We start from the raw sequence: 25,483 nt of genomic DNA, 5'->3' as shown, positions 1-25,483 counted from the left end.
TTGATGACTTTGAAGACTGTTGCTAAAAATCATTTCCGCTTATATCAAGCCCGAAAATCAACTTTGAATTGATAATGCGAGACATGGAGCGTAGCGAGTCGAGTAAGCCATGCTTAGGCATGGATGCCGCTTCATGGCGTTTATTTAAAAATTCAAAGTTGCTTTGAGGATAAAGTTTGATGGAGCGGTCGCCTTTCTTTTGGTTACTTTATCTTTGGCGAAGCAAAGAAAAGTGACATAGAGCCCATGGATGGGCTTTATGAAATACATGGAAGTGAGAGAGTGCTACTTAAACACCACTGTTTTATTACCATTAATAAATATCCGCTGCTCAGCGGCCCATTGTAGGGCGCGGCAGAATACGTTTTTTTCAACATCGCGGCCTAGTGCGGCTAGCTTTTCGGCGTTTTGTGCGTGGTTTACGTGGCAAATATCTTGTTCGATGATTGGGCCTTCATCGAGTTCATCGGTAACAAAGTGGGCGGTGGCGCCGATCATTTTTACACCGCGCTGGAATGCTTGATGATAGGGTTTTGCACCAATAAACGAGGGTAAAAAAGAGTGGTGAATATTAATGATTTTACCGCTGAACTGAGCCACAAACTCTGGGCTTAAAATACGCATATACTTGGCAAGACCAATTAAATCAGGATTAAACTCGTTAATTTTTTCAGCCACTTTGGCGTCGTGTTGTTCGCGTGTTAGGCCATCATGGCTAATGCAATAAAATGGTATTTCAAAGCCTTTTACCAGCGGCTCTAGGTCTGGATAATTAGCGATTACCGCTTGAACCTCCACATTCATGGCGTTTTCAAAGCATTTTAATAACACACCGCCTAAACAGTGTGCTTCTTTGGTGGCAAGTAACACTACTTTCGCTTTCTCTTCGCCTTTTAAACTTACGTTTGAGCCGTCAGGTAATAGATGAATGAGCTGTTCAACAAGGTGATTATCGGCAAAGTCACCTTGCAGTGCAGTGCGCATAAAAAAGCGATGATTTTCTCGGTCAACAAATTCGTCGTTGCGAATAATATTAAGCTTATGCTCAAAACAGATATTGGTTATTTTAGCGATGAGTCCTGGCTCATCGGGGCATTGTGCAAGCAGTACTTTTTTCATGGTTCCTCATTCCAGACAGCAAAAGTAATGAGTGTATATTTATATATTTTAATTATGTAATCAATAAATAAAGTTAATATTTATTGTCTGATGAACAATTTTACAAAAAGTAGCATGAATAAGGTTAATAGGCGTTAAAGAGGCTTAACTATTTCTGACAATTGCTTACAACTTATTGTCGTCAAGCGCACTAAACTAGCCGTAATCTCATTTTGAAAAGGAAGCACAATAATGGCAGTCTCTAATTTAACACGTACGTTGCTGGCACTTTCGCTTATCTCATCGTCATCGGTGTTTGCTAATGGTTCTGAACAAGCTGAACTTAAAAAGCATACCTTCGGTGGAAAAATTGCAACTGGTAGCGTTGAGTTATACGATTTACCTGATGAAGATTATACAAATGTGTACTCTTACTATAACTATAAATTTAATCAAAACTTTTCACTCGAAGTTGGTTTAAATTTTGGTATGGATGCCAGTGATTGGGAATGCGACGATTTTGATGATGGCTTTACCTGTCGCGACCGCAATGACTCAATGTTTAACATTGGCGCCGATGAATTAGAGGTAACTAACTTTGTGATTGCAGGTAAAGCAACATTGCCTTTGTCTCAGCGCAATAGTCTTTACGCTAAAGTTGGTGCTAACTTCTATGACTATGAAATTTCAAGAGATGATCGTACGTTTATTGATGATTCGGGCACAGGTGTTTACCTTGAAGGTGGTTGGCAGTACGTGTGGGACTTTGGTTTAGGAATGGACGCAGGCGTACAGTATTTTGATATGGGTGATTTAGATTCTGTATCGTTTGCTGTAGGTGTTAGTTATCAGTTTTAATTACTAGTGTTAATTAATTAGTTAACTCTATTTAGGGTTAAAAAATCAAATAGGCCGGCGTTTTGCCGGCCTATTGTTTAACGGCTTGTGTGCTTTATTAATGCTTTGAGTTTTGCTGGTTTTACAGGCTTACTCAAGTAGTGAATGTTTTGCTCTTTAGTGCTGCGTTTTAGTTCATCATCTCTTACCGCAGTGATTAATACCGCAGGAATACTTTCTTGCCACTGCTCGCGTAATTGCGCAATTAAACTAACGCCATCCATTTCATGACTGAGTTGGTAGTCCATTAAAATTAAATCTGGCTTAGCTTGGGTTTGCGCATAATTTAATACATCGTCTACTTTATTAAAGGCAGAATAACGACAACCCCATTTGCCCATTAACGCGCCCATCGCATCTAAGTTTTCTTGCTCATCATCAACGATTAACACGTTAAGGGTTTGCTTATTATCAAGCTTAACTTTGTTAGTTGATTTTTCTTGCACTAGTTTGCTGTCGCCATAAGGCACTTCCAGCGCAAAGCAACTGCCTTTGTTTGGCGTTGATTTGAGCTCTAGCGTTAACGACATTAAATCGGCCATACGTTTTACAACGCCTAAACCAAGCCCTAACCCTTTATTGTCGTTACTTTGTACGCGATAGAAGTCGTTAAAGACTTTTGCTTGTTCTATTTCGCTAATACCAGGGCCTGTATCCCATACTTCAATACGTAGGCTGTGTTTACGCTTTCGACAAGCCACCAGCACTTTACCGCTTTCAGTGTATTTCACGGCATTTGATACTAGGTTCTGAATGATTCGGCGCAGATAAGTGGTGTCGGCATGCACTACAGCATCATTGCTGCGCACTTTGAAATCGAGCCCTTTTTCCTTGCTTAGAATCACATATTCATTACTCAGCGGCGCTAAAATATCATTAATCGGGAAGTGACGAGGTGTCGGCGTCATTGCGCCTTGTTCTAACTTAGCAATTTCTAATAACCCCGACATTAAATGCACGGTTGAATCAAGGCTATCGCCAAGTTTTTCCATGGTACTGAGGTTGCTGTTAGAAAGTTCCGTTTGGTCAACAGCCGCCAGATAAAGCCTTGCCGCATTGAGTGGCTGTAAAATATCGTGCGACGCGAGCGCCAAAAAGCGGGTTTTACTGTCATTAGCTTTTTCGGCTTCTAGCTTGGCTTGGTTAAGTTGTTTTTCGGTTTCGATTCGCTTTTCAATTTGCGCTTCTAAATCTTCATTTATTGAACGAATTTCTAGGGTACGTGCCTCAATGCGATTCTCTAAATCAATATTCACTTCTTCAAGCGCATTTTGCGTTTCAATGTGTGTGGTAATATCTGAGAAACAGGTAACAAACCCACCATCAGGCAGTGGGTTACCGATCATTTCAATTACTTGGCCGTTGCGTCTGCGACGAATAAAGTGGTGTGAGCTGCCGTTACGTAAGTGTTGCACACGTTTTTGTACTTGTGCGTCAATTTCGCCCGGCCCACATTCCCCTTTACTCACGTTGTGGCGGATCACTTCTTCAATAGGTTGGCCGACTTCCAAGAACCCTTCGGGGTATTCAAACAGTTCCGTGTAACGCTTGTTCCACGCTACCAACTTTAGGTTTCTGTCTACAACCGAAATGCCATGGCTTAGGTTTTCAAGCGAGGTAAAAAGTAAGTTTTGATTAAATTGAATGGCTTGCGTGGTTTCATCGAAAAAGTTAACGACTTCTTCAAACGCCATTTGCTTGCCAGAAATTACCGCGCCAATTAATACTCGTGCAGACGATGCGCCGAGCACACCAGTAAGGGCTCTTTCACAAAAATCGACAAAGTCAGTTGTTGGTGTATCGTTATCGTCAGCAAAATCGTGTCGCATGGTGTAACGCACAATTAATTGTTTAGAACGCTGAATACCTAAAAAGGTTTGTAACAGTACTTTAAGGTCGTACACCGTGGCGTTAATTTGTTTGCTGTGATGTTTAGCGAGCTTTAGCTGCTCTTTTGGTTTTACAAACGCAGCTGCCTGTATTCTATCCACTAAACGTTCATTGGCACCCAATGAAAACGCGATATAACACACAACATTGGCAATCAGCGCTATAAACGTACCTTGGGTAATAACACTTTGTTGCATTGCGGTGTTAGTGGTTACCGCACCTTCAAATAGCGGTAGCATTAAAAACAGCAACCAACAGGCAAACCCAGCTAGTAAGCCGGCGTAAACACCGTAGGCGTGGCCTTTGCGCCAATAAAGACCACCGACAACCGCAGGGATTAATTGAGTCACCAATGAAAATGCCACCAAGCCCATACTCGCCAAAGCTGCTTGGTTGCCGAACAATTGTTGATAAAGGTAAGAAAGCCCTAAAATAACTGCAATGGTAAAACGTCGCGTTAATAAAATTCGGCGTTTATAGCTGGTGGTGATCAGGTTACGTTTAAATTTACGACGTAGCATTAACGGCAGCACGACATCGTTTGAGATCATGGTACTCAGAGTAAGCGTAGCAACTACAATCATGGCGATGGCCGCTGACAGACCGCCAATAAATACAAACGTTGATAATAAGGTACTTTGTTGTGCAAGGGGCAGTGCTAATACAAAGCTGTCTGCTGCAACATTACCACCGATTTGTGGGTGCATTGCGGCGGTTGCAATTGGAATAATAATGCCTGCCGTAAGTAATAAATACAGTGGAAACGCCCAGCGTGCGGTTTTTAAGTGGCTAATATCTTGGTTATCAACAACGGTTACATGGAATTGGCGCGGTAAACAAATAACCGCAGCGGCTGCCATTAATGATTGTGCGACAAAGTTGAAGCTAAAAAAGTCTTCTTTTTGCCATTGGCCAAAGGCGATTTGGGTAACAAAGTAATCCCACATGCCATCTTGGTAATGTGTAAAAACATAATAGGACAATCCTGCAACCGCACCGAGCGCAAGCAGTTTAACAGCTGATTCAAAGGCTACTGCTAACATTAAACCTGAGCGATATTCGGTTACATCCACTTTGCGCGTACCAAAGTAAATGGCGAAAATTGCCATAATCAAGGTGCCCATTAAGGCCATCATACTGCCAGATATTTCGCTGTCGCTTTGCAGCAATACAAAGCTGGTGCTAAGTGCTTTTAGCTGCAGTGCGATGTAAGGAATCGTTGCAAGCAGTGCAATAAAGGTCACTAAAATTGCTGTGAGTTGACGTTTTCCGTAGCGCGCAGAAATAAAATCAGCAATGGTCGTGATATTTTGTTTTTTACTGACCAATATCATCTTGCGCAAAAAGCCGTGACCTAAAATAAACAGCAGTGCAGGGCCCAATAGAATAGGGAGGTAACTCCAACCTGAATTAGCGGCTGTGCCTACAGCGCCATAGAAGGTCCAAGAGGTGCAGTAAATACCTAAAGCAAATGAGTAAACAAAGGGGTGGTGACTAATTTTCTTGGCGAGCGGTGTGGTTTTATCACCCCAATTAGCAAGCCAAAATAGAATGCCAACATAGGCCAAAGCGACGAAAATTAGCGCAATTGTCATGGTTACTCTTGTTATGCTTTTTAATTGATACGCTAATTTATCACTTTTTAATGAAACTGTGCATCTCAATCACAATTACCACAACAGCTTGAATTTAAAGGCTGAATGTCATTATGAGTGGCGATGTTCGACTAATGTCTTAACTTAATGGGAAAATTGGGTGTTACGTTTACGTAAACGTAATCTTAATATGCTTTAAAGCCTTATTTTTACTCGCTTTCGTTTAAATTACAGTCAATTTTTACCTTTAGTAGGTGGTTAAGTTAATAAATTGTTACGACTAAGGTCGCACTTTAATCTTTTATGTGCGTTGCTAGAGTCAATGATGACGATTAATTAACGTGCAATTTTGCATGACTAGGGGATATAAAAATGGCTTTTAAAGATAATGATCAAGCCAAAGCATATTGGAGTGAAAACCTTTCGCTAGTAATAAAACTACTAGCCGTTTGGTTTGTAGTTTCGTTTGGCTGCGGCATTTTATTTGTCGATGCGCTAAACGAAATCCGTTTCTTTGGTTTTAAATTAGGTTTCTGGTTCTCTCAGCAGGGCGCCATTTACACCTTTGTTGCCCTGATTTTTGTTTACGTATACAAGATGGCTGCGTTAGACAAAAAGTACGGCGTTGACGAGTAAGGAGAATAATAATGGACGTTCAAACGCTAACTTTTATTATCGTAGGTGCAAGCTTTGCAATGTATATCGCCATTGCAATTTGGGCGCGTGCGGGATCAACTAAAGAATTCTACGTTGCTGGTGGTGGTGTACCGCCTGTTGCAAATGGTATGGCTACAGCAGCTGACTGGATGAGTGCTGCGTCATTTATCTCTATGGCGGGTATTATCTCGTTCGTAGGTTACGATGGTGGTGTTTACCTAATGGGTTGGACCGGTGGTTATGTTCTACTTGCTCTTTGTTTAGCACCCTATTTACGTAAGTTTGGTAAGTTCACTGTGCCAGATTTCATTGGTGACCGTTATTACTCGCAAACAGCGCGTACGGTAGCGGTTATCTGTGCAATCTTTATCTGCTTTACTTATATTGCAGGCCAAATGCGCGGTGTAGGTGTTGTATTCTCTCGCTTCTTAGAAGTTGATATCGAAACCGGTGTTTACATTGGTATGGTAATCGTATTCTTCTATGCAGTATTAGGTGGTATGAAAGGTATCACTTATACGCAAGTAGCTCAGTACTGTGTACTGGTTTTTGCATACCTAGTACCAGCTATCTTTATCTCATTGATGATGACAGGTCACGTACTACCACAAACAGGTTTTGGTGCAACATTAACTGATGGCTCAGGAATGTATGTACTTGATAAACTCGATGGACTCAGCACCGAACTCGGATTTGCCCAATACACCGAAGGGTCTAAATCGATGATCGATGTATTCGCAATTACTGCTGCACTAATGGTAGGTACTGCGGGTCTTCCTCACGTAATCGTTCGCTTCTTCACTGTGCCTCGCGTAAAAGACACGCGTATTTCAGCGGCTTGGACATTAGTATTTATCGCAATTGTTTACACTACAGCTCCTGCGGTTGCATCGTTCGCCCGTGTAAACCTTATCGATACTATTAATGGTAAAGACGGCAGTGGTACAGAGTACGCAGAGGCACCAGCGTGGGTTAAAAACTGGGAGCGTACTGGCCTAATTACATTCAATGATAAGAATGGCGACGGCAAAATGCAGTACTCTGCAGGTAAAATTGAAGATCCTAGCAGTGCTAACGAAGTGAAGATTGACCGCGACATCATGGTACTAGCGAACCCAGAAATTGCTGATTTACCAGCATGGGTAATCGCATTAGTAGCAGCGGGTGGTATTGCAGCGGCATTATCAACAACAGCAGGTCTGTTATTGGTTATTTCAACTTCGGTATCGCATGACTTACTTAAACGTACCTTTAAGCCAAACATTAGCGATAAACAAGAGTTAATGGCAGCACGCCTTGCTGCGATGGTGGCGATTGCGGTTTCGGCTTACTTTGGTATTAACCCGCCAGGGTTTGTGGCCTCGGTGGTGGCATTTGCCTTCGGCTTAGCGGCGGCGAGTTTCTTCCCAGCAATTATTATGGGTATTTTCTCGAAGCGCATGAATAAAGAAGGTGCGATTGCCGGTATGGTTTGTGGTATTGGCTTTACTGCCGCGTACATTATCTACTTCAAGTTCGTAAGCCCTGACCTTAACTCTGCTGAGAACTGGTTATTTGGTATCTCACCTGAAGGTATCGGTATGATTGGTATGCTAGTTAACTTTGCTGTTGCAATTGCGGTTCAGAAAGTTACCAGCGAAACACCAGAAGAAGTACAGCAAATGGTTGAAGATATTCGTAACCCGAAAGGGTCAAATGCAGCGCATGCTCACTAAACAACCAACAATTTGAGCTAAATCAAAAATCAAACTCAATGCCCGACTATAGTCGGGCTTTTTTTTGTTTAGTGCTCTGATAGAGTCAAATGACAGAGGTGAGTTGCCTTAAGGGATGATCAAGCGCACCTTTTAGAGGCTGTACACAGTTAAGGAGAGTAACCATGGCATTAGAGCTTAATGAAGTAGCACGTTTTGTTAAAGCGCAAGCACCGTTTAGTGACCTAGAATCCAGTGCCACTGAGTACTTTATTAAAAGCCTTGAAGCGGTTTATTTAACACCAGAAAATCAAAACCAATGGCTAAACTCAAATGCACCGTGCTTGTTTTTAATTCGCTCTGGTTTGTACGATATTTTAGACAGCAGTGGTGAAGTGGTTGCGCGTTTATCTGAAGGCGATTATTTTGGCTACCCATCGCTATTAACAGGCGAGCCTATTAGCAATCGATTAGAAGTGCAAAACGAAGGCATTGTATATCTGCTCAGCCAAACTCATTGGGATTATCTGCGCGAACACTATAAGGCATTTGCACAGCATTTTGTGCGTGCTCATGCTAACCGCCTACTCAGTGTTAATTATAAAAAGCGCAGTGATGATTGGTCGAGCAAACGCATAAGTGAAATTATGAAGCAAGGTGCCGTTACAGCAGGCCCTGAAACTAAAATTAGCGATGCCGCCAAAACCATGAGTCAATTTGGTGTTTCATCGCTTATGATCACTGAAAATAACAAGCTGGTGGGAGTAATTACTGACCGCGATTTACGTAATCGCGTGCTCGCAGAAGGGCGTAGCCCGAACGATATGGTTGCAACCATTATGACCACAAAGCCAAAGCATGTGTTTGAGCACAATCGTGTATTTTCTGCATTTCATTTAATGCTAAAACAAAATATTCATCATTTACCTGTGCTTGATGAATCACATCAACCCTTAGGTATGATCACCGCAACCGATTTATTGCGCCAGCAAAGATCTGACCCAGTGCAACTCATTGGCCGTATTTATAAAGCCGAGAGTGTTGCTGATATTAAGCGCTACGCATTGGAAGTGCCTGAGTTATTACGAGGATTTTCAGACAGAGTAGAAGATACTAGCTTAATTGGTAAATTACTTAGCGGTATCACCGATGCCATGACAACGCGTTTAATTCAATTATTTCAAACGCAAAATGGCACAGCGCCAACGCCGTTTAGTTGGATCTGCTTTGGTTCGCAAGCGCGTGAAGAGCAAACATTACATTCAGACCAAGATAACGGTTTATTGCTGCCAGACAACCTGTCGCAAACGGAGCTAGATTACTTTAAAGCGTTAGGCGAGTTTGTTTGTGACAACCTAATTGCGTGCGGTATTAAAGAATGCCCTGGTGGTATTATGGCAAGTCGTGAAGCGTGTCGTATGGGGCTTTCTGCATGGTTAAACCAATTTGGCTCATGGATTAAAAGCCCATCGCCGCAGGCTATTTTAAACTGCAAAATCTTTTTTGATATTCGTTTTGTTGATGGCTCTGAAAGTTTGTTCGAAGCATTTAGTAAAGGCATATTAGCAACTACTAAAAATCAGATATTTTTTGCCTCAATGGCAACGGATATTAATACTAACTCGGTACCTATCGGTTTATTTAATCAGTTTAAATTAGAAAAAGATAAGCAAAAACATACGTATATTGATTTAAAAAAGCGTGGTGTGGCAATTATTAACGATATTGTTCGCCTTTATGCGCTGCATCATAATGTTACCGCTGCTAATACCTTAGAGCGCTTAAGTGCGTTGTCTAAACAACAGCAAGTGAGTAAAAAAGATATCTATGATTTAAAAGATTGTTGGCGCTACCTTACACAGCTGCGTTTAAATGTGCAGTTACAGCAAAAAGGGTTACCGGCAAATTGTATCGACCCAGAAGATTTAACCTCACTTGAACGCCACCAATTAAAAGAGGCGTTTTATTTAATTAAACAAGCACAGCAAGCGGCCGCCTTTAAGTTTGCTAGAGGTAGTTTGTGATGGGAATACTTGAATCAATTAAGCGCTTTTTTGTGTTGCTCGAAAAAGACAATGACATATTGAAAAGTAACTGTTTTAAGGTGGACTATTTAGTTATTGATTTAGAGTTAACTGGGCTTAATGCAAAACAAGATGAAATTGTTTCGATTGCGTGGGTGCCAATTAGTCATCAACGCATTCAAATAGGTCAATGTCAGCACTTTATTAATAATCAGGTGAGTAATTTAAATCAAAGCCCTGTGTATCACGGCATTGATAATACAACGCTTGCGGCAGGTGTACCGTTAAATGAGGCACTTAAAGCGTTAAATGAACTACTGGACGATAAAATATTAATATTTCATAACCAACAGCTTGATTGGGGATTTTTACGTATCGCGTTTAACAAAGCGGGTTTATTGCATAAGCCTTTAGCAATACTCGATACTATGAATATCGAACATAAACGCCTTGCTCGCCAAGGGCATGTAATTGCGCAAGATAGCTTAACCTTAAGCAGTTGTCGCGAGCGCTATCGTTTGCCCGAATACAGTTGTCATAATGCACTTACCGACGCCATGGCCACCGCTGAGTTGTTTTTAGCGCAAGCAAATCAAATTAGCCGTGGTAAACCACTATTAGTTAAACACTTAATGTAAAAAAGGGAAGTGTTAATCACTTCCCCTGCAAGTTAGTTACACGCGCTTAAAAGCTAGCAGTAAAACTTAAACTCACTTGGCGAGGTTGGCCAAGGGTTTTATTGTTGGTGCGCGCACCACGTGCGTCATACACTTTATCCGTTAGGTTTTTCGCTGATAGTTGAATATCGTAATTTTCCCACTGATAACCTACACGCGCATTTATTAACGTACGCGCGTCATTTTTCGGCACATAGTTTTCGCCCCACAGGTTTTTCATTTCATTACTGTTTTGATACATGGTATCGGCCAATGCGCTGTCTTGGTAGTTTGCATCAGCAGATAGGTATAAACCAAAATCAGTGTGATAACTTGCGGCTAAGTTTGCAGTCCATTCAGGTGAATCCGCAAATGGCTGACCTTTTAAATCAAGCGTCGGTTCGCCTGGAATAGCAACTAAGAACTCTTCAAACTCGGTTTTAGCACGGCCAAAGCCTGCAGTTAGCGTTAGATTGTTGGTTGGGTAATAGAACAATTCAAATTCAAACCCTTGCACCGTCGACTTACCGGCATTCGTGGTTTCTCTGTCGTATTGATTACCCGACAGCTGCACGCTAACCTGTTGATCTTGCCAATCTAGATAGAACACGTTGGCGTTCGTCACTAAGGTGCCGTCTAGCCAAGTTGAGCGCAGTGAAAGCTCGTAGTTGTCGGTAAACTCAGGTTCGTAGGTAAAGAGTGTAGCGCGCGCTGAGTTGGTACCGACACCACCAGAGCGGTAACCTTGTTGGTAGGTAAAGCTGGTGGTGATGTTATCGGTTAGGTGGTAACTTGCGCCTAATTTCGGCAGAACTTCGTTAAATGTTTTAGACGTTAAAGGCTCGTTTTGTGACGCTTGACTTGCCATATTAAGCAGTTTCGCATTGATACCAGCTACAAGTTGGGCAAACATCGGGTTTGCCGCATAATCGCTTGGGTTTGGTAGCAAGTGTGCATTGCCAATACCATAAGCTTGCTCAGTCGCATTGGCTTGTTTTTCTTGGTCCCAGCGAATGCCAGCAAACACGTCAAATTGATCATTGATGCTGTAAGTAAAATCAGCAAATACTGCGGTGTTGGTAATTTCACGATATAAATTTGAATAAGTATCTAGCAGTACAGGGTCAACAGGTGCGTAAAGCGCTAATACTTGATCGGCAGCCGCCTGTGGTAAACCTAACCCGCCATTTTCTGGTGCAGCTACCAGCAACGTTGGCACGCCAAGTTGACTAAAGCTGGCACTACGATTACCAATCGCTTTATCTTTTACTTCTAAATTTGAATAATACGCGCCAATAATCCCTTTTAAATTATCGTATTCAAACGTCAGTTTTAGCTCTTGCGTTAATGTTTCGTCAGAGCGTTTATCGTGCAGCTGTGCTATCGGTAATGGCGATGCATCACCATCCCATTCGTAACCATACTGCATATCTGAATAAGTTGTGATTGCGGTTGCCGACCAAATATCGTTAATGTAGTAATCTAGATTTAATACCACTAAGTCTGAATCGGTAAATTCCCATGTTGGGTCATTAAAGTTTACTTTACGGTAATCTTTATCGTAACTTGGGTGTGCGTCTGCCCACACAACGCCCATTTCCGTTTCAGATTTGCTGTAACTCAAAATCGCTGAAAAATCTTCAATCGGTTCAAATAGTAGTTTAAAGCGATACAGGTTTGAGTTTGAAAAATCAGAGTTTTCGTTGTTGCGCGCAATATTTTCAATAACGCCGTCATAGTCTCTGTCTTCGGCGGTAAAGCGAAACGCTAATACATCATCGATTAAGCTACCACCAGCGGCGATAGCTAATTCTTGTTGTCCATTTTCACCTAATATCACGCGCCCTTTAGCGCTGTATTCATATGCTGGGTCGTAGGTATTCACAACAATTGCACCAGCAAGGGCGTTGCGACCTTGTAGTGTCGATTGCGGGCCACGTAATACTTCCACTTGGCTTACATCCCAAGTAGAAAAACCGCCTTGCTGAATTTCACGCATTGGCAAGGGGGCACCGTCAACGTAAACACTGGTTAAAAAGCTGTTACCACCACCTGATACATTAAAAGAGTCAATGCCACGAATTGTAAAGCCACCCACGCCAACTTCACCAGTTACATTAGGCACAACTGATAGGGCATCGTAAAGATTATTAAGCTTTTTCTCTTCCAGTGCTTTATTGGTGATTACGGCTACACTGGCAGGGGTTTCTTGCAAAGTGCGGTCAATTTTTTGGCCAGTAACAATAATCTTTTCAATATCATTGTCGTCTTCAGCCATAGTTAATGGTGAAACAATCAAGCTGGTCGCTAGTGCATATTTTACTGCAGCCGTTACAGCATTGGTTCTACGTTTAACAGTAAACATATCGTCCTTTTTAGTATGTAGTTGTGTGAATAATTTATTGAGTAGTTAATTCAGTAACACTTGGTTGTGTTTGAGTGCTTTTAAACGCGGCTTTTTTCACCACTTGTTTTGCTGCAAAAAAGCATATACCACTGAGCAGCAATAAGATGCTTTGCGTAATCACAACATCAAATTTGTGTTCTGCTAGTTGTTGCGCCGTTGCGCTAGGCAGTAAAACCCAATCTAGTACGACAACAAGGGCAAATATTGCGCCGCTCAGTTGCAATGAATATTGATTGAATTTCGCGTTATGTTTGATTAATTGAGCAAGAACTAACACCAGCAAAAATGACGCAAATACGCTGTTTTCAATAATCTCTGTACGTGTTGTTATCTCAATTGGTAGAATTCGCGCAGCACTAAAGCCCACAGCAATGGCAAAAATAAAACCAATAAAGCCACCGCTTGTCACTCGTGTAACAAAATTAAGTGAACGCTGACTTTGATTACGCTGTTTTGCACGTTTTTCTAGCCACATTAAATTGCCGGTTAAAATTACATAACAGGTTGCTAAGCCGAGCAAAAAGAAAGCTAACCGCAAACCGTAGCCAGCAAAATCGCCAAAGTGCAAACGGGCAATTACACCTAAGCCACTGCGCACGGCATTGTCGTAGTTGTCTTTAGTAAGATAGATTTGTTGTCGATTACTTAGTTGGTAATGTACTGCGGTTTCGGTGGCAAACCTGTCTTGCTTTTGCCCTGTAAAAATCGCGACGGCGCTTTCATCGCCAAAGTGCTCAATCATAATGCGATCAATGATTGCGTTATCCATGTCTTTTTCTGCCATTGCACGCAATCTGTCGATGCCGTTCATCGCCATTTTGTTGTCGACGATATCAATATGGGGTTCGTTAAACCCTGCTGCCGCGAGTAGCTTTTGTTGGTCGCCTTGGTACAACACAAGGGCATAAGAAATTTGGTAGACAATCACTAAGTTAAAAACTAATCCGGTGAAGGCATACATCACATGAAACGGCAGACCCATGGTGCCAATAATATTATGTGCATCTAACCATTTGTCTTTATTGCCACCTTTACGATATTGAAAGAAGTTTTTGAACAGCTTGCGCCAATGAATAAGTAACCCGCTAAGTACCGCAACAAAAAAGAACAGGGTAATGATCCCGACAAAATACAAGCCAATGCGGCCAAGGCCTAGATTGTAATGAAGTTGGTAAACGAAGTTACCGAAATCCACGGTATCGGCATTACCAATAATTTCGCCGCTCTGTGCATCAAGCATAATGTGCACATCGCTATGATCTTCTCCTGTTTCGGGATCCGTACCTTCAATGTTTTTTGCAAAGTAAGCTTCTATATACGGTGAATGTTCTGTTGGCGGTAATAAATAAAACCTGTGATCGACATATACATCATAGTGCTTATTAATGGTTGAAATAGCGTTATCGTAACTTACGTTTTGATAGTTTGTGGATACAGTTTGATTTGCATGTATTGGTAGTTTTTCCCATGCCACAATGTTTTCGCGAAATAAGCTAAGTGAACCAGCAAAAAATACGATGAATAACACGATAGATATAACAAGACCAATCCATGCGTGTGCGTTAGTTAATGATTTCAGAGTTTTATTATTCATTATTATTGACTCATCAAAAGAACAACGTTGAGTAAGCAAGAGGGAATAAGCACAAGGCTAATGTTTTTGGCTGCTTTGCGTGCTTTTTCGAATGCATAACACCACACCAATGAGCCCGCCCAAATAGGGAATGCCAACACTAGCCCTGAAATAAGTCTAACGTCTTCTGCTAACGGCAAAATCAAATTTAAATTGAGCACGATAGAAATGGATAGTAATAGACCAAAAAAGAAGCCAATCAGTGTTTTAGGCCACATAGCTCACCCCCGCTAATACCAATAGCGATGCCACAACGCTTGTATTGAAACGCCAAATGTTATTTGTATAAGTGCTTAAAATTGTATGGCTTACCAGCGCAAGCATTAATGCGACAAAGGCCGCCAGTAACGAAGATGTAAGCGCAAAAGGCACAGAGAAAATAGCTACACCAATAAAGTAACCAATAACTAATAAAAAATTGGCAATAGATTTATTTATTGGTTTATTGAGCGGTAGTTGTTTTTCACTGCCTAAGTAACAGGCTAGGCATCCAAGCCAGATTGGGATAATTGCTAAAAAGCTCATTATAATGTAAATGATATTGATTTTTATTCGATCTTAATTGTGTTTTTTATTTGTCGCAACATTTGTTATTCGAAAAATGTAAAAAATTATTAAAATCAAATGCATTAGTTAAAAGTTGATTTAAACGATGAGAGCGTAATGGTGACTTTTACAAAGCACTTATTATGAAATGAGAAATGGATTTGTCGGTAGGAGTACGGTTGGCGTATTTTTCACTTCAACCTTGAATGGACATCTAAACATCTAGAGCTTGATATTTCTGGCTATCCGTTCATAATTAGCGTCAGGTTAAACCCAATTTATCATAGTAATAAGGATTAAATGATGCCAATCACAGTGCGCGATCAATTGCCCGCCATTAATACATTAAGGCAAGAAAATGTGTTTGTAATGCCACAAAGCCGTGCGCAAACACAAGAGATCCGCCCAATGCGATTAGCCATTTTAAACCTGATGCCTAATAAGGTTGAGACTGAAGTACAGTTTATTCGTTTGCTGGCTAATTCGCCGCTGCAGGTAAATGTGGAGTTACTGCGTTTAGATACTCACCGTAGCAAAAATACCTCTGAGCAACACCTTGATATGTTCTATAAGTATTTTTCAGAAGTTAAAAACGAAAACTACGATGCCATGATTGTGACTGGCGCGCCATTGGCACACCTTGAATATAGCGATGTTGCTTATTGGCAAGAACTGAAAGAGATTTTTGACTGGGCTGAGCAACATGTGACTTCTACCTTGTTTTCGTGCTGGGCCGCTCATGCAGGGCTATTTCATCACTATGGATTAAAGCGCAAACTTAAAGCGAAAAAGCTCTGCGGTGTGTTTAAACATCAACGTTACTTTGAACACGCAGCGTTAACACGCGGTTTTGATGATGAGTTCTTGGTGCCACATTCGCGCTATGGCCATATTAATGAAGCTGATATTACAAACCACAGCCAGCTTGAAGTGATTGCCGGATCGCCAGAGGTCGGTGCGTTTTTAATTAAGAATAAATCCGGTTCGCAGGTGTATTTAACTGGTCACCCAGAATACGATGCAGATACTTTGAATAAAGAGTACCTACGCGACCTAGAAAAAGATGAGAATGCGCCTAAACCAAGTAATTATTTTCCTAATGATGATGCCAGCGCCAAACCAAGTAAAACTTGGCAGAGCCACGCCTTTTTATTATTTTCAAATTGGTTAAACTACTACGTTTATCAAACCACGCCATACGATATTAATTTAGTCAGCCAAGACGTAAGGACTAACAACTATGCCGAATAAATCACAGCAGCTAAGCGCTGCATTAAAAGCGCGTATTCATATTCTTGATGGTGCAATGGGCACGATGATCCAGAAACACAAACTGGAAGAAGAAGATTACCGCGGTGAACGCTTTGCAAATTGGCATGTGTTAGTTAAGGGCAATAATGACTTACTCAGTTTAACCCAGCCACAGATCATTGAGCAAATTCATCGTGAATACCTTGCGGCAGGCGCTGATATTATTGAAACCAATACCTTTAACGCGACCACCATTTCAATGGAAGACTATGAAATGGCAAGCTTAAGCCGTGAAATCAATCTTGAATCGGCAAAATTGGCGCGTAAAGTGTGTGATGAATTTGAAGCACAAGATCCAACTAAACCGCGCTATGTAGCCGGTGTGCTTGGTCCAACATCAAAAACCTGTTCTATTTCGCCAGATGTAAACGACCCTGGTTTTAGAAACGTTACCTTTGATGCCCTTGTTGAAGCCTACATTGAATCAACGCTGGCATTGATTGAAGGTGGCGCGGATTTAATTCTGATTGAGACTATTTTCGATACGCTTAATTCAAAAGCAGCGGCTTTTGCAGTAGAAGAAGCATTTGAGCGCGCAGGTGTTACTTTACCTGTAATGATTTCAGGCACCATTACTGATGCATCTGGCCGAACTTTATCAGGCCAAACCACTGAGGCATTCTACAATTCTATTCGTCATATTAAGCCAATTTCAATTGGCCTTAACTGTGCCCTTGGGCCAGATTTATTGCGCCAATATGTAGAAGAGTTATCGCGTGTGTGTGAAACCTTTGTATCGGTTCACCCTAATGCAGGCCTACCGAACGAATTTGGTGAATACGATTTAGAAGCGGACGAAATGGCAAAAGAGATTATTGATTGGGCTGAGTCGGGCTTTATTAATATTGTTGGTGGCTGTTGTGGCACCACGCCTGAGCACATTAATGCGATGTATCAAGGCACAAAAAATGTAGCACCGCGCCAATTACCCGAACTTGAAGTGCGCATGCGCTTAGCTGGCCTTGAAGCCTGTAATTTAAACTAGGAGCAAACATGACAAGCAGTACAGCAGTATTTACCAATGTTGGTGAACGTACCAATGTTACGGGGTCAGCCCGTTTTAAACGTTTAATCCTAGAAGAAGATTACGAAACCGCACTCGAAGTTGCCCGTGAGCAAGTAGAGAACGGCGCGCAAATTATCGATATCAACATGGATGAAGCCATGTTGGATTCAAAGGCGGCAATGGTACGCTTTTTAAATCTAATTGCGTCAGAGCCAGACATCTCTCGTGTACCCATTATGGTTGACTCATCGAAGTGGGATGTCATTGAAGCGGGCTTGAAGTGCATTCAAGGTAAGGCAATTGTTAACTCAATTTCACTTAAAGAGGGTGAAGAGCCATTTATTAAGCAAGCTAAAACCATTAAGCGTTTTGGTGCAGCTGCGGTTGTGATGGCGTTTGATGAAACAGGGCAAGCAGAAACGGCCGGCCGTAAATTTGAAATCTGTCAGCGTTCGTACCGTATTTTAGTCGATCAACTTGGTTTTCCGCCGGAAGACATTATTTTTGACCCGAATATTTTTGCGGTAGCCACGGGTATTGAAGAGCACGACAACTACGCCGTTGAGTTTATTGAAGGTACGCGCCGCATCAAACAAAACTTACCGCACTGTAAAGTGTCGGGCGGTGTCTCAAATGTATCCTTCTCATTCCGTGGTAATAACCCGGTGCGTGAAGCCATTCACTCAGTGTTTTTATATCACTCGATTAAAGCGGGTATGGATATGGGTATCGTTAATGCCGGTCAGCTTGCGGTTTACGATGATATTCCAAAAGAACTGCGCGATGCAGTTGAAGACGTAGTATTAAATACCGACCCTGAAGCAGGTGAGCGCTTAGTTGAACTTGCGCCAAAATACTCAGGGCAAGGCGTAGAAGCGAAAAAAGAAGATTTAGAATGGCGCAGCTGGCCTGTTGCAAAACGTTTAGAGCATGCCCTTGTTAAAGGTATTACCGAATTTATTGACGAAGATACCGAAGAGGCGCGCCAGCAAGCAGATAAACCAATTCAAGTAATTGAAGGTCCATTAATGGACGGTATGAACGTAGTAGGCGACCTGTTTGGTGCTGGTAAAATGTTCTTACCACAAGTAGTTAAATCGGCACGTGTAATGAAGCGTGCAGTTGCCTACCTCGACCCTTATATTGAAGCGGAAAAAGAAGAGGGCGCAACCAACGGTAAAATCCTAATGGCTACCGTTAAAGGCGATGTGCACGACATTGGTAAAAACATTGTGGGTGTTGTACTGCAATGTAATAACTATGAAGTGATCGACCTTGGGGTAATGGTTCCTGCGGAAACCATTTTACGCACTGCCATTGAAGAAAAAGTCGATATTATTGGTCTTTCAGGCCTGATTACGCCATCGCTTGATGAAATGGTGCATGTGGCAAAAGAAATGACACGCCAAGGGTTTGATATTCCATTATTAATTGGCGGTGCAACCACATCAAAAGCGCATACGGCGGTCAAAATTGAGCCAGAATATGACAAAGGCGTAGTGTATGTAAATAACGCCTCACGTGCAGTTGGTGTAGCGTCAAGCTTGTTAAGTAAAACACAGAAGCCCGAGTTTTTAGCAAAAACGACTGCTGAGTATGAAAAAGTACGTGAGCAACAAGCACGTAAACGCCCTCGTTCAAAGCCAATTACTTTAGCTGCTGCACGTGCTAATAGTGCACCAATTGATTTTGTAAACTACACGCCACCTGTGCCAAAACAGCTTGGTGTAACAGAGTTTAAAGATGTCTCGATTGATACGTTACGGAAGTATATCGACTGGACGCCCTTTTTTATGACCTGGTCGCTTGCTGGTAAATATCCGCGCATTTTGGAAGATGAAATTGTGGGCGAAGAGGCAAAGCAACTGTTTAAAGATGCTAACGACATGCTCGATGATTTAGCGTCATCAAACAAGCTGCAACCGTTAGGCGTAATGGGTATCTTTCCAGCTAACCGCGTTGACGATGATATTGAAATCTACACCGATGAATCGCGTAGTGATGTGCTTGTGACAAGTTGTCAGCTACGTCAACAAACCGAGAAGAAAGACTTCCCGAACTACTGTTTAGCTGATTATATCGCGCCAAAAGGCACACCAGATTACTTTGGCGCTTTTGCAGTAACAGGCGGGTTAGAGGAAGACGATTTAGCGAATGTATTTGAACAGCAGCAAGATGACTATAACAAGATTATGGTAAAAGCCGTTGCTGACCGTTTAGCGGAAGCGTTCGCTGAATATTTACATGAGCGCGTGCGTAAAGAAATCTGGGGCTTTGCAGCCGATGAAAACTTATCGAACGATGAGCTAATTCGCGAAAATTACCAAGGTATTCGCCCTGCTCCTGGTTACCCTGCGTGCCCAGAGCATACTGAAAAACAAAAAATTTGGCAGTTACTCGATGTTGAAAATCGCATCGGTATGAAGCTGACTAGCTCTTATGCGATGTGGCCGGGTGCTGCGGTTTCGGGTTGGTATTTTTCTCACCCAGAATCGAAATACTTTGCCGTTGCACAAATTCAGCAAGATCAGCTAGAAGATTATGCCAAGCGTCAAGCAATGAATTTACAAGAAGCCGAACGCTGGCTGGGACCTAACTTGTAAAAGCCAAAGGGAGATTTATATCTCCCTTTTCTTTTGCTAATGATTAACAGCATCTAGCGACGTGCCTGCATTATCAACTCACAATTAATTGGCATTAGTTTTTGGCGTTTAAATTCGCTTTTGTTGTGTTCTTTGATAATACTTCAATAATGATCGGATCTGTTTTGGGTGTGATGATAAGACTTTTTAAGTACTTGATGTTCTGCATCATTTTATTTAGTAACTCGGTACGTGCTGAGTTGAATATTTTATTTGTAAACCCGTCTATCCCCAATGAGCCCTTTTGGCAAAGTGTTGAAGAAATAGCGCAATCAGCAGCGCTGCAACTCGGCACAAAAATGCAGGTGATTTATGGCGGTGGTAATCGTATTGTTCAATTAGAAGCGCTAAAACAATATTTAGCGAAAAACCCTAAACCAGATTATGCGGTAATTTTAAACTACCCCGGCGGCTCTACTGCGAGCATGTCATTGTTGGAATCGCAGCAGGTTAAGTTTGTTACTTTAGAGCAAACAATTTTTGGTGAAGAACGCGAGAAAATAGGATTAGCAGGGCAAAAATATAAGCACTGGCTTGGTGAAATCTATTTTGATAATCATACCGCAGGAGGCCAACTTGCAAGAGCGCTACAGCATTTAAAACAGGCACAATTACCCAAGCAAGAAACGCATGTGGTGGCTATTAATGGTCACTATGGCAGTGAGTCGCAGGCGCGGTTTAATGGTATGCAAGAGTATTTTGAAAGTAATAATGGTGTGGTATATCAAGCGGTGCATGCCGGTTGGTCTGAGCAGGTTGCGTTTAATCAAAGTAAGGCGCTACTAGCGCGTTTTCCTAATGTGAATATTATTTGGGCCGCTTCTGATTTGATGGCACTTGGCGCCAGTAAAGCAGCAGTAGAATCGGGTCGTATTCCCAATAAAGATATTTTTATTGGCGGTTTTGACTGGTTACCTCGCGCAATTCAAGCCGTTGAAAAACAGTCAATAAGTGCGTCAATTGGTGGCCATAAAGTTATGGGCGCGTGGGCAGTTATTAGCCTGTTACTTTACGATAATGGACACGATATTTTTGCCCAGCAAAAAAACAAAAAGTTAACCTTTAACCTTGATGTGATCACTAAGCAAAATGTTGCACATTTTAAATCCCATAAAGTTAAAATTAATTGGGCCGAATACGACTTTAAAGCACTTAAAGAAAAAGTGGCATTAAGCCACTCGATTGTAGGGCTTAGCCCATTAAATCCTAACTAGCTAGAACTGGAAGTTAAGCTGATTGCGAAGCCTTAAATTAATTTGCTAACTGCTTTTCAGCCAGATTCAGTTCCATTGTTGCTTTTAATAAGCGGTAAAGATTAATTGATGCATCAATTTCTTCTTTACGGTTGGTTAAGCTTTCAATGTTCAAACCAAGTGGCACATCTAAATGAGCACAACTTTGTAAAATAAGGTTTAAGTTTTCACGGCAAATACGCACTGATTCATTAAGCGATTGCTCAGAATCTAAAATACGCCACTTAGTGGCTTCTGGCACAGAAATACCAAGCCATTGCATAAACTCTAATGTTTTCTCACTGCCGCACGGTGTAAAGGTTAAGATAATGCGGTTAGGTGTTAAACCTTGCTGCTTGCAACTGCGGACATAGCTAGTGATTAAGTCGATTGTTGCCTGCGCATCATATACCGCTTGCGAGATAAAATACTCACAACCTTGCGCTGTTTTTTCTAACAGACGTTCATGCTCATTTCGTTTTGATGCATGACGCTCTGCGATGGTAACACCACCTAAGAAAAACTTATTTTGATGCTCACTTAATGCGTTATAGGCGTTTGGTAAGCTTAATTTAATCTCACCTTCAGACGATGGGCTACCCACTAAAACAAGGTTGTTAAGCGCATATTTTTCTTTGGTTTCTGTTAGCCATTCATTAAATTCTTCGACACCACGCTGCGCGACGCTTTTATAGGTGATTACATCTAATTCTGATAAATCACTTAACAGTAGGCTGTATTCACGCGGATCAACGGTATGCTTGAATGGAAAAGGGCGTGGTACACTGGTACGGCTGCTTTCATCTTGAATGTCGTAGATTACCAGCCCGTCGTATTCGATTTCATGTAAACGACCTAGTAATTTATTGGCAATTTCTGTCACTTTATCTTTTTCAGTACCCATTTTTGGTGGCGTAGTACCAATTAAATAAACGCCTTGTGTTGGGTCTTGAATTTTCTGTTGTAAAGATAAAGCCATTGTTCCGTACCATAAATAATTTCGATATGCTAACTATAGCAGCCTTTTAGATGTCTAAATAGCTAAAATTCAAGATTGCGACTGAAAAAAATTGAAATAGAACTTGAGGGAAATTCATGGTGTGAAGATTTCAGGTTTCAACTCTGAATTCTAAGCTCTGAACTCTAAGTCCTTCACTCTGAAATCTATTGTTGCAAAACATTTACACCCATTTACCGCAATTACTCGCTTAACATCACGAACATCGCCATAATTACCCAGTTTAGAAAAATTCTATAGAAAAATAATCCAAACCAAGGGAAACAGTATGAAACTTAAATTGGTTGCAGCAAGTGTAGCAATTGCACTATCACTTGCTGGTTGTAATAGCACAACATCATCAAATAATGCACAAGCGGCCACGTCAGTAAAAGCTGAAAACAAAGTTTTCGCACAAGATTATGTGTTAGAAGAGCTCGATAACGGCCTTCGCGTTATGGTGGTTAAAACAGATTACCCAGATGTAGTCTCACTGCAAATTCCAGTATCAGTAGGCTCTCGCAACGAGGTAGAAGCGGGTAAAACAGGTTTTGCACACTTCTTTGAGCACATGATGTTTAAGGGCTCTGAAAAATTCCCGCAAGATGTTTACTCAGATATTCTTAAAAATTCAGGTGTCGATAACCGCGCTTACACCACAAACGATTACACCAACTACCACCTTAACTTTTCAAAGCAGCATTTAGAAACTGTGCTTGAAATTAAAGGCGATATTTTCCAAAACCTAAAATATTCTGAGTCGCAATTTAGAACAGAAGCACTGACGGTTAAAGGTGAGTACCTTAAAAACAATGCTAATCCAATTCGTCAGCTATTGAGTGCAGTGCGTAACGAAGCGTTTGAAAAGCATACTTACAAGCACACTACCATGGGTTTTTTCGAAGACATCGAAAAAATGCCAGATCAAATGGCATACGGTGAAGAGTTCTTTAAAAAGTTTTATAAACCAGAATATGTATCGCTCATTATTACTGGTGATGTAGACCCGAACGATACCATTGAACTGGTTAAAAAGCATTGGGGTAACTGGCAACGTGGCGATTATGTTGCTGATATTCCTGTAGAGCCAAAGCAAACAGCGGCAAAATACCTTCATAAAGAAAGCGAAGGTTTACCGGGTCACTGGTTACTTGTTTCTTACAAAGGTCCTGCATGGCAGCCAACGGAAAAAGACCGTGCTGCGGTAGATTTAATCTCACAGCTGTATTTCTCAAATAACTCAGCGCTTTACCAAGAGTTAGTAGTTGAGAAGCAGCTTGCTAGCCAAATGTTTACTTACAACCCAGAAACCAAAGATCCCGGTTTATTACACGTCTTTGTAAAAGTTGAAAAAGAAGAAGACTTAGCAAAAGCACGTGATGCGATTAATCGTACTTATGCCAAAGCGCGTACCGAGTTAGTAGATTCTGATAAGCTTGCTAACTTAAAGTCTAACCTAAAGTATAGCTTTGTGAATGGCTTAGATTCATCGCAAGCGATTGCGTCAACCCTTGCAAGCTACATGCATTTTGAGCGTGACCCAGAAGTTATTAACCAACTTTACGCTACGGCAGATAGTATTTCAGCAGAAGATATTCGTGAAATTGCAAATAAGTACTTTATTGATTCAGGCCGCACAACAGTGACTATGTCGGCACTTAAATCGGTTAAAGGTTTTGAGCAAGAAGTTGACTTAAACGGTGTTGTTGCTGAAATGAGCAAGCCACAAGGCGATGCAAAATTTTCTGTACTTGATATGCGTAGCAGCTCACCGCTAGTTGACGTAAACCTGTTGTTTTACACAGGTGCTGCCGCAGATCCTGAAGGTAAAAAAGGCCTTGCAGCAATTACAGCTAATATGATTGCTCGTGGTGGCTCTGAGTCACGCTCTTATAAAGAAATTCAAAAAGCGCTTTACCCGATTGCGGGTAGCTTCGGCGTACAAATTGATAAAGAAATGGTGTCATTCCGAGGCCGTGTTAATAAAGACAAGGTAGATGAGTGGTACAAAATTGTTAGTGACCAACTACTTAACCCTGGCTGGCGTGAAGACGACTTTAAGCGTTTAAAGAAAGAGCAGCTAGATGGCATTAAAGCAGGTCTTAAAGCGTCTAACGATGAAGAACTTGGCAAAGAAGTGTTATACAGCAAGCTTTACCAAGGTCACGCTTATGAGAGCTACAACTATGGTGATATTTCTGATTTAGAAGCACTGACACTTGAAGACTTAAAAGCATTTTATAAAGCTGAGTTTACTCAGGCTAAATTAAATGTCGGTATTTCAGGTGCTATGTCAGATACAGCAAAATCAAAACTGCTTAAAGACTTAAGCACACTTCCTGAAGGCAGTGAAAAGCGCCTAACGATTGCTGATGCGCCTAAATTAGAAGGTCGTCATGCTACCATCGTAGAAAAGCCAGCTAAATCAACCGCTGTGAGTTTTGGTTTCCCGATTGATACGATTCGTAGTGATAAAGATTGGGCGGCACTTTGGTTAATGCGTTCTTACTTTGGTGAGCACCGTAACTCAAACAGCTTCTTGTATCAGCGTATTCGCCAAATTCGTGGTATGAACTACGGTGATTATGCGTATATTGAATACTTCCCACGTGGTATGTATCAAACAAAACCTGATGCTAACTTAGGTCGCTCTGAGCAGATTTTCCAAATTTGGTTACGTCCACTGCGTTCTAACAATGATGCGCACTTTGCAACACGTGTTGCCCAGTACGAGCTTGATAAGCTAATTGAAAATGGCATGAGCAAAGAAGATTTCGAATCAACTCGTAACTTCTTAACTAACTTTGTGCCGCAAATGGTTGCAAGCCAAGATCGCCAGCTAGGTTATGCACTTGATAGCAAGTTCTACAATACCGATGAGTTTGTTGCTTATGTGCGTAAGCAGCTTGCGAGCTTAACCGTTGAAGATGTAAATCGTGTTATTCGTGACAACTTGCAAAATAAAAACATTCACTATGTGTTTATTACCGGTGATGCAAAAGACATGAAAGCGCGTTTAGCTAACGAAACAGTTTCTCCGCTTAAATACAATGCTGAAAAACCTAAATCACTTACTGATGAAGATAAGGTAATTGAAAGCTACAAGTTAGCTATCGATAAAGCCAATATCGAAGTGATGGATGTAAAAAACGTATTTAAATAAACGTTTTTAACACGGTAAAAAGCCCGCCAATTGGT

17 protein-coding genes are annotated in these 25,483 nt (G+C 41.5%); 10 read left to right on the top strand and 7 right to left on the bottom strand.

Features of this window, described 5'->3' with window-relative positions; genetic code table 11:
- Nucleotides 1–285 precede the first annotated feature (285 nt).
- Nucleotides 286–1,119 (bottom strand): formyltetrahydrofolate deformylase, encoded by an 834-nt coding sequence (gene purU, locus L1068_RS21410; RefSeq protein ID WP_237131894.1) that lies wholly within the window; start codon nucleotides 1,117–1,119, stop codon nucleotides 286–288.
- A 231-nt stretch (nucleotides 1,120–1,350) separates the two neighbouring features.
- Here purU and L1068_RS21405 point away from each other — a divergent pair, with 231 nt between their 5' ends.
- Entirely contained in the window at nucleotides 1,351–1,956 is a 606-nt protein-coding gene (locus L1068_RS21405; RefSeq protein ID WP_237131893.1) for an outer membrane beta-barrel protein, read from the top strand.
- A 77-nt stretch (nucleotides 1,957–2,033) separates the two neighbouring features.
- On the opposite strand, the gene L1068_RS21400 is transcribed toward L1068_RS21405, so the two are convergent.
- Nucleotides 2,034–5,480: a PAS-domain containing protein gene (locus L1068_RS21400; RefSeq protein ID WP_237131892.1), complete on the bottom strand. Its 3,447-nt coding sequence runs from the start codon at nucleotides 5,478–5,480 to the stop codon at nucleotides 2,034–2,036.
- A gap of 372 nt (nucleotides 5,481–5,852) precedes the next feature.
- On the opposite strand from L1068_RS21400, the gene L1068_RS21395 reads away from it, so the two are divergent.
- The 4 genes from L1068_RS21395 (at nucleotide 5,853) to L1068_RS21380 (ending at nucleotide 10,493) form a co-directional block, all read left to right on the top strand.
- Nucleotides 5,853–6,116 carry a DUF4212 domain-containing protein gene (locus tag L1068_RS21395; protein WP_010561876.1) on the top strand — a complete coding sequence of 88 codons (264 nt, stop codon included), beginning with the start codon at nucleotides 5,853–5,855 and terminating at the stop codon, nucleotides 6,114–6,116.
- An 11-nt stretch (nucleotides 6,117–6,127) separates the two neighbouring features.
- Complete coding sequence (locus L1068_RS21390; protein WP_237131891.1) at nucleotides 6,128–7,852, top strand: sodium:solute symporter family protein; 1,725 nt, start codon at nucleotides 6,128–6,130, stop codon at nucleotides 7,850–7,852.
- Between the two features lie 164 nt (nucleotides 7,853–8,016).
- Nucleotides 8,017–9,855 carry a putative nucleotidyltransferase substrate binding domain-containing protein gene (locus tag L1068_RS21385; RefSeq protein ID WP_237131890.1) on the top strand — a complete coding sequence of 613 codons (1,839 nt, stop codon included), beginning with the start codon at nucleotides 8,017–8,019 and terminating at the stop codon, nucleotides 9,853–9,855.
- The gene (locus L1068_RS21380) at nucleotides 9,855–10,493 is read left to right on the top strand and encodes a 3'-5' exonuclease (protein WP_237131889.1); all 639 of its coding nucleotides are present in this window, start codon (nucleotides 9,855–9,857) and stop codon (nucleotides 10,491–10,493) included. Before L1068_RS21385 ends, L1068_RS21380 begins: the two co-directional genes overlap by 1 nt.
- A 46-nt stretch (nucleotides 10,494–10,539) precedes the next feature.
- Here L1068_RS21380 and L1068_RS21375 read toward each other — a convergent pair whose 3' ends face one another.
- From L1068_RS21375 to L1068_RS21360, 4 genes are read right to left on the bottom strand one after another with little or no spacing between them, the layout of a single operon-like run.
- Nucleotides 10,540–12,876, bottom strand: a complete 2,337-nt coding sequence (locus tag L1068_RS21375; protein ID WP_237131888.1) for a TonB-dependent receptor — start codon at nucleotides 12,874–12,876, stop codon at nucleotides 10,540–10,542.
- A 34-nt stretch (nucleotides 12,877–12,910) separates the two neighbouring features.
- Entirely contained in the window at nucleotides 12,911–14,512 is a 1,602-nt protein-coding gene (locus L1068_RS21370) for a PepSY-associated TM helix domain-containing protein (RefSeq protein WP_237131887.1), read from the bottom strand.
- A gap of 2 nt (nucleotides 14,513–14,514) precedes the next feature.
- The gene (locus L1068_RS21365) at nucleotides 14,515–14,769 is read right to left on the bottom strand and encodes a hypothetical protein (protein ID WP_237131886.1); all 255 of its coding nucleotides are present in this window, start codon (nucleotides 14,767–14,769) and stop codon (nucleotides 14,515–14,517) included.
- On the bottom strand, nucleotides 14,759–15,076 hold the full coding sequence (locus tag L1068_RS21360) for a hypothetical protein (protein WP_237131885.1): 318 nt from the start codon (nucleotides 15,074–15,076) through the stop codon (nucleotides 14,759–14,761). The genes L1068_RS21365 and L1068_RS21360 overlap by 11 nt, the downstream gene beginning before the upstream one ends.
- A 324-nt stretch (nucleotides 15,077–15,400) precedes the next feature.
- Between L1068_RS21360 and metA the strand changes: the two genes are divergently transcribed.
- From metA to L1068_RS21340, 4 genes are all read left to right on the top strand, one after another.
- A complete protein-coding gene (metA, locus tag L1068_RS21355) occupies nucleotides 15,401–16,348 on the top strand; it encodes a homoserine O-succinyltransferase (protein ID WP_237131895.1) in 948 nt (315 codons plus the stop codon).
- Nucleotides 16,338–17,393: a homocysteine S-methyltransferase family protein gene (locus tag L1068_RS21350; RefSeq protein ID WP_237131884.1), complete on the top strand. Its 1,056-nt coding sequence runs from the start codon at nucleotides 16,338–16,340 to the stop codon at nucleotides 17,391–17,393. The genes metA and L1068_RS21350 overlap by 11 nt, the downstream gene beginning before the upstream one ends.
- 8 nt (nucleotides 17,394–17,401) lie before the next feature.
- Nucleotides 17,402–20,017 carry a methionine synthase gene (gene metH, locus L1068_RS21345; RefSeq protein WP_237131883.1) on the top strand — a complete coding sequence of 872 codons (2,616 nt, stop codon included), beginning with the start codon at nucleotides 17,402–17,404 and terminating at the stop codon, nucleotides 20,015–20,017.
- A gap of 197 nt (nucleotides 20,018–20,214) precedes the next feature.
- Nucleotides 20,215–21,270 carry an ABC transporter substrate-binding protein gene (locus L1068_RS21340; protein ID WP_237131882.1) on the top strand — a complete coding sequence of 352 codons (1,056 nt, stop codon included), beginning with the start codon at nucleotides 20,215–20,217 and terminating at the stop codon, nucleotides 21,268–21,270.
- Nucleotides 21,271–21,307: 37 nt separating this feature from the next.
- Here L1068_RS21340 and L1068_RS21335 read toward each other — a convergent pair whose 3' ends face one another.
- The gene (locus L1068_RS21335) at nucleotides 21,308–22,267 is read right to left on the bottom strand and encodes a hypothetical protein (RefSeq protein ID WP_237131881.1); all 960 of its coding nucleotides are present in this window, start codon (nucleotides 22,265–22,267) and stop codon (nucleotides 21,308–21,310) included.
- A gap of 307 nt (nucleotides 22,268–22,574) precedes the next feature.
- Here L1068_RS21335 and L1068_RS21330 point away from each other — a divergent pair, with 307 nt between their 5' ends.
- On the top strand, nucleotides 22,575–25,448 hold the full coding sequence (locus L1068_RS21330; protein ID WP_237131880.1) for a M16 family metallopeptidase: 2,874 nt from the start codon (nucleotides 22,575–22,577) through the stop codon (nucleotides 25,446–25,448).
- Nucleotides 25,449–25,483 lie beyond the last annotated feature (35 nt).

This window comes from Pseudoalteromonas sp. MMG024 (genome assembly GCF_021654175.1).
In the GTDB taxonomy this organism is placed as follows: domain Bacteria; phylum Pseudomonadota; class Gammaproteobacteria; order Enterobacterales; family Alteromonadaceae; genus Pseudoalteromonas.
Note: the sequence above shows the minus strand (reverse complement) of the source record. Positions and strands in the feature narration are given on the sequence as shown.

What these genes read in the sequence shown, in the direction of transcription:
- purU (WP_237131894.1), bottom strand. Translation starts at nt 1,119, where the DNA reads ATGAAAAAAGTACTGCTTGCACAATGCCCCGATGAGCCAGGACTCATC.
- L1068_RS21405 (WP_237131893.1), top strand. Translation starts at nt 1,351, where the DNA reads ATGGCAGTCTCTAATTTAACACGTACGTTGCTGGCACTTTCGCTTATC.
- L1068_RS21400 (WP_237131892.1), bottom strand. Translation starts at nt 5,480, where the DNA reads ATGACAATTGCGCTAATTTTCGTCGCTTTGGCCTATGTTGGCATTCTA.
- L1068_RS21395 (WP_010561876.1), top strand. Translation starts at nt 5,853, where the DNA reads ATGGCTTTTAAAGATAATGATCAAGCCAAAGCATATTGGAGTGAAAAC.
- L1068_RS21390 (WP_237131891.1), top strand. Translation starts at nt 6,128, where the DNA reads ATGGACGTTCAAACGCTAACTTTTATTATCGTAGGTGCAAGCTTTGCA.
- L1068_RS21385 (WP_237131890.1), top strand. Translation starts at nt 8,017, where the DNA reads ATGGCATTAGAGCTTAATGAAGTAGCACGTTTTGTTAAAGCGCAAGCA.
- L1068_RS21380 (WP_237131889.1), top strand. Translation starts at nt 9,855, where the DNA reads ATGGGAATACTTGAATCAATTAAGCGCTTTTTTGTGTTGCTCGAAAAA.
- L1068_RS21375 (WP_237131888.1), bottom strand. Translation starts at nt 12,876, where the DNA reads ATGTTTACTGTTAAACGTAGAACCAATGCTGTAACGGCTGCAGTAAAA.
- L1068_RS21370 (WP_237131887.1), bottom strand. Translation starts at nt 14,512, where the DNA reads ATGAATAATAAAACTCTGAAATCATTAACTAACGCACACGCATGGATT.
- L1068_RS21365 (WP_237131886.1), bottom strand. Translation starts at nt 14,769, where the DNA reads ATGTGGCCTAAAACACTGATTGGCTTCTTTTTTGGTCTATTACTATCC.
- L1068_RS21360 (WP_237131885.1), bottom strand. Translation starts at nt 15,076, where the DNA reads ATGAGCTTTTTAGCAATTATCCCAATCTGGCTTGGATGCCTAGCCTGT.
- metA (WP_237131895.1), top strand. Translation starts at nt 15,401, where the DNA reads ATGCCAATCACAGTGCGCGATCAATTGCCCGCCATTAATACATTAAGG.
- L1068_RS21350 (WP_237131884.1), top strand. Translation starts at nt 16,338, where the DNA reads ATGCCGAATAAATCACAGCAGCTAAGCGCTGCATTAAAAGCGCGTATT.
- metH (WP_237131883.1), top strand. Translation starts at nt 17,402, where the DNA reads ATGACAAGCAGTACAGCAGTATTTACCAATGTTGGTGAACGTACCAAT.
- L1068_RS21340 (WP_237131882.1), top strand. Translation starts at nt 20,215, where the DNA reads ATGTTCTGCATCATTTTATTTAGTAACTCGGTACGTGCTGAGTTGAAT.
- L1068_RS21335 (WP_237131881.1), bottom strand. Translation starts at nt 22,267, where the DNA reads ATGGCTTTATCTTTACAACAGAAAATTCAAGACCCAACACAAGGCGTT.
- L1068_RS21330 (WP_237131880.1), top strand. Translation starts at nt 22,575, where the DNA reads ATGAAACTTAAATTGGTTGCAGCAAGTGTAGCAATTGCACTATCACTT.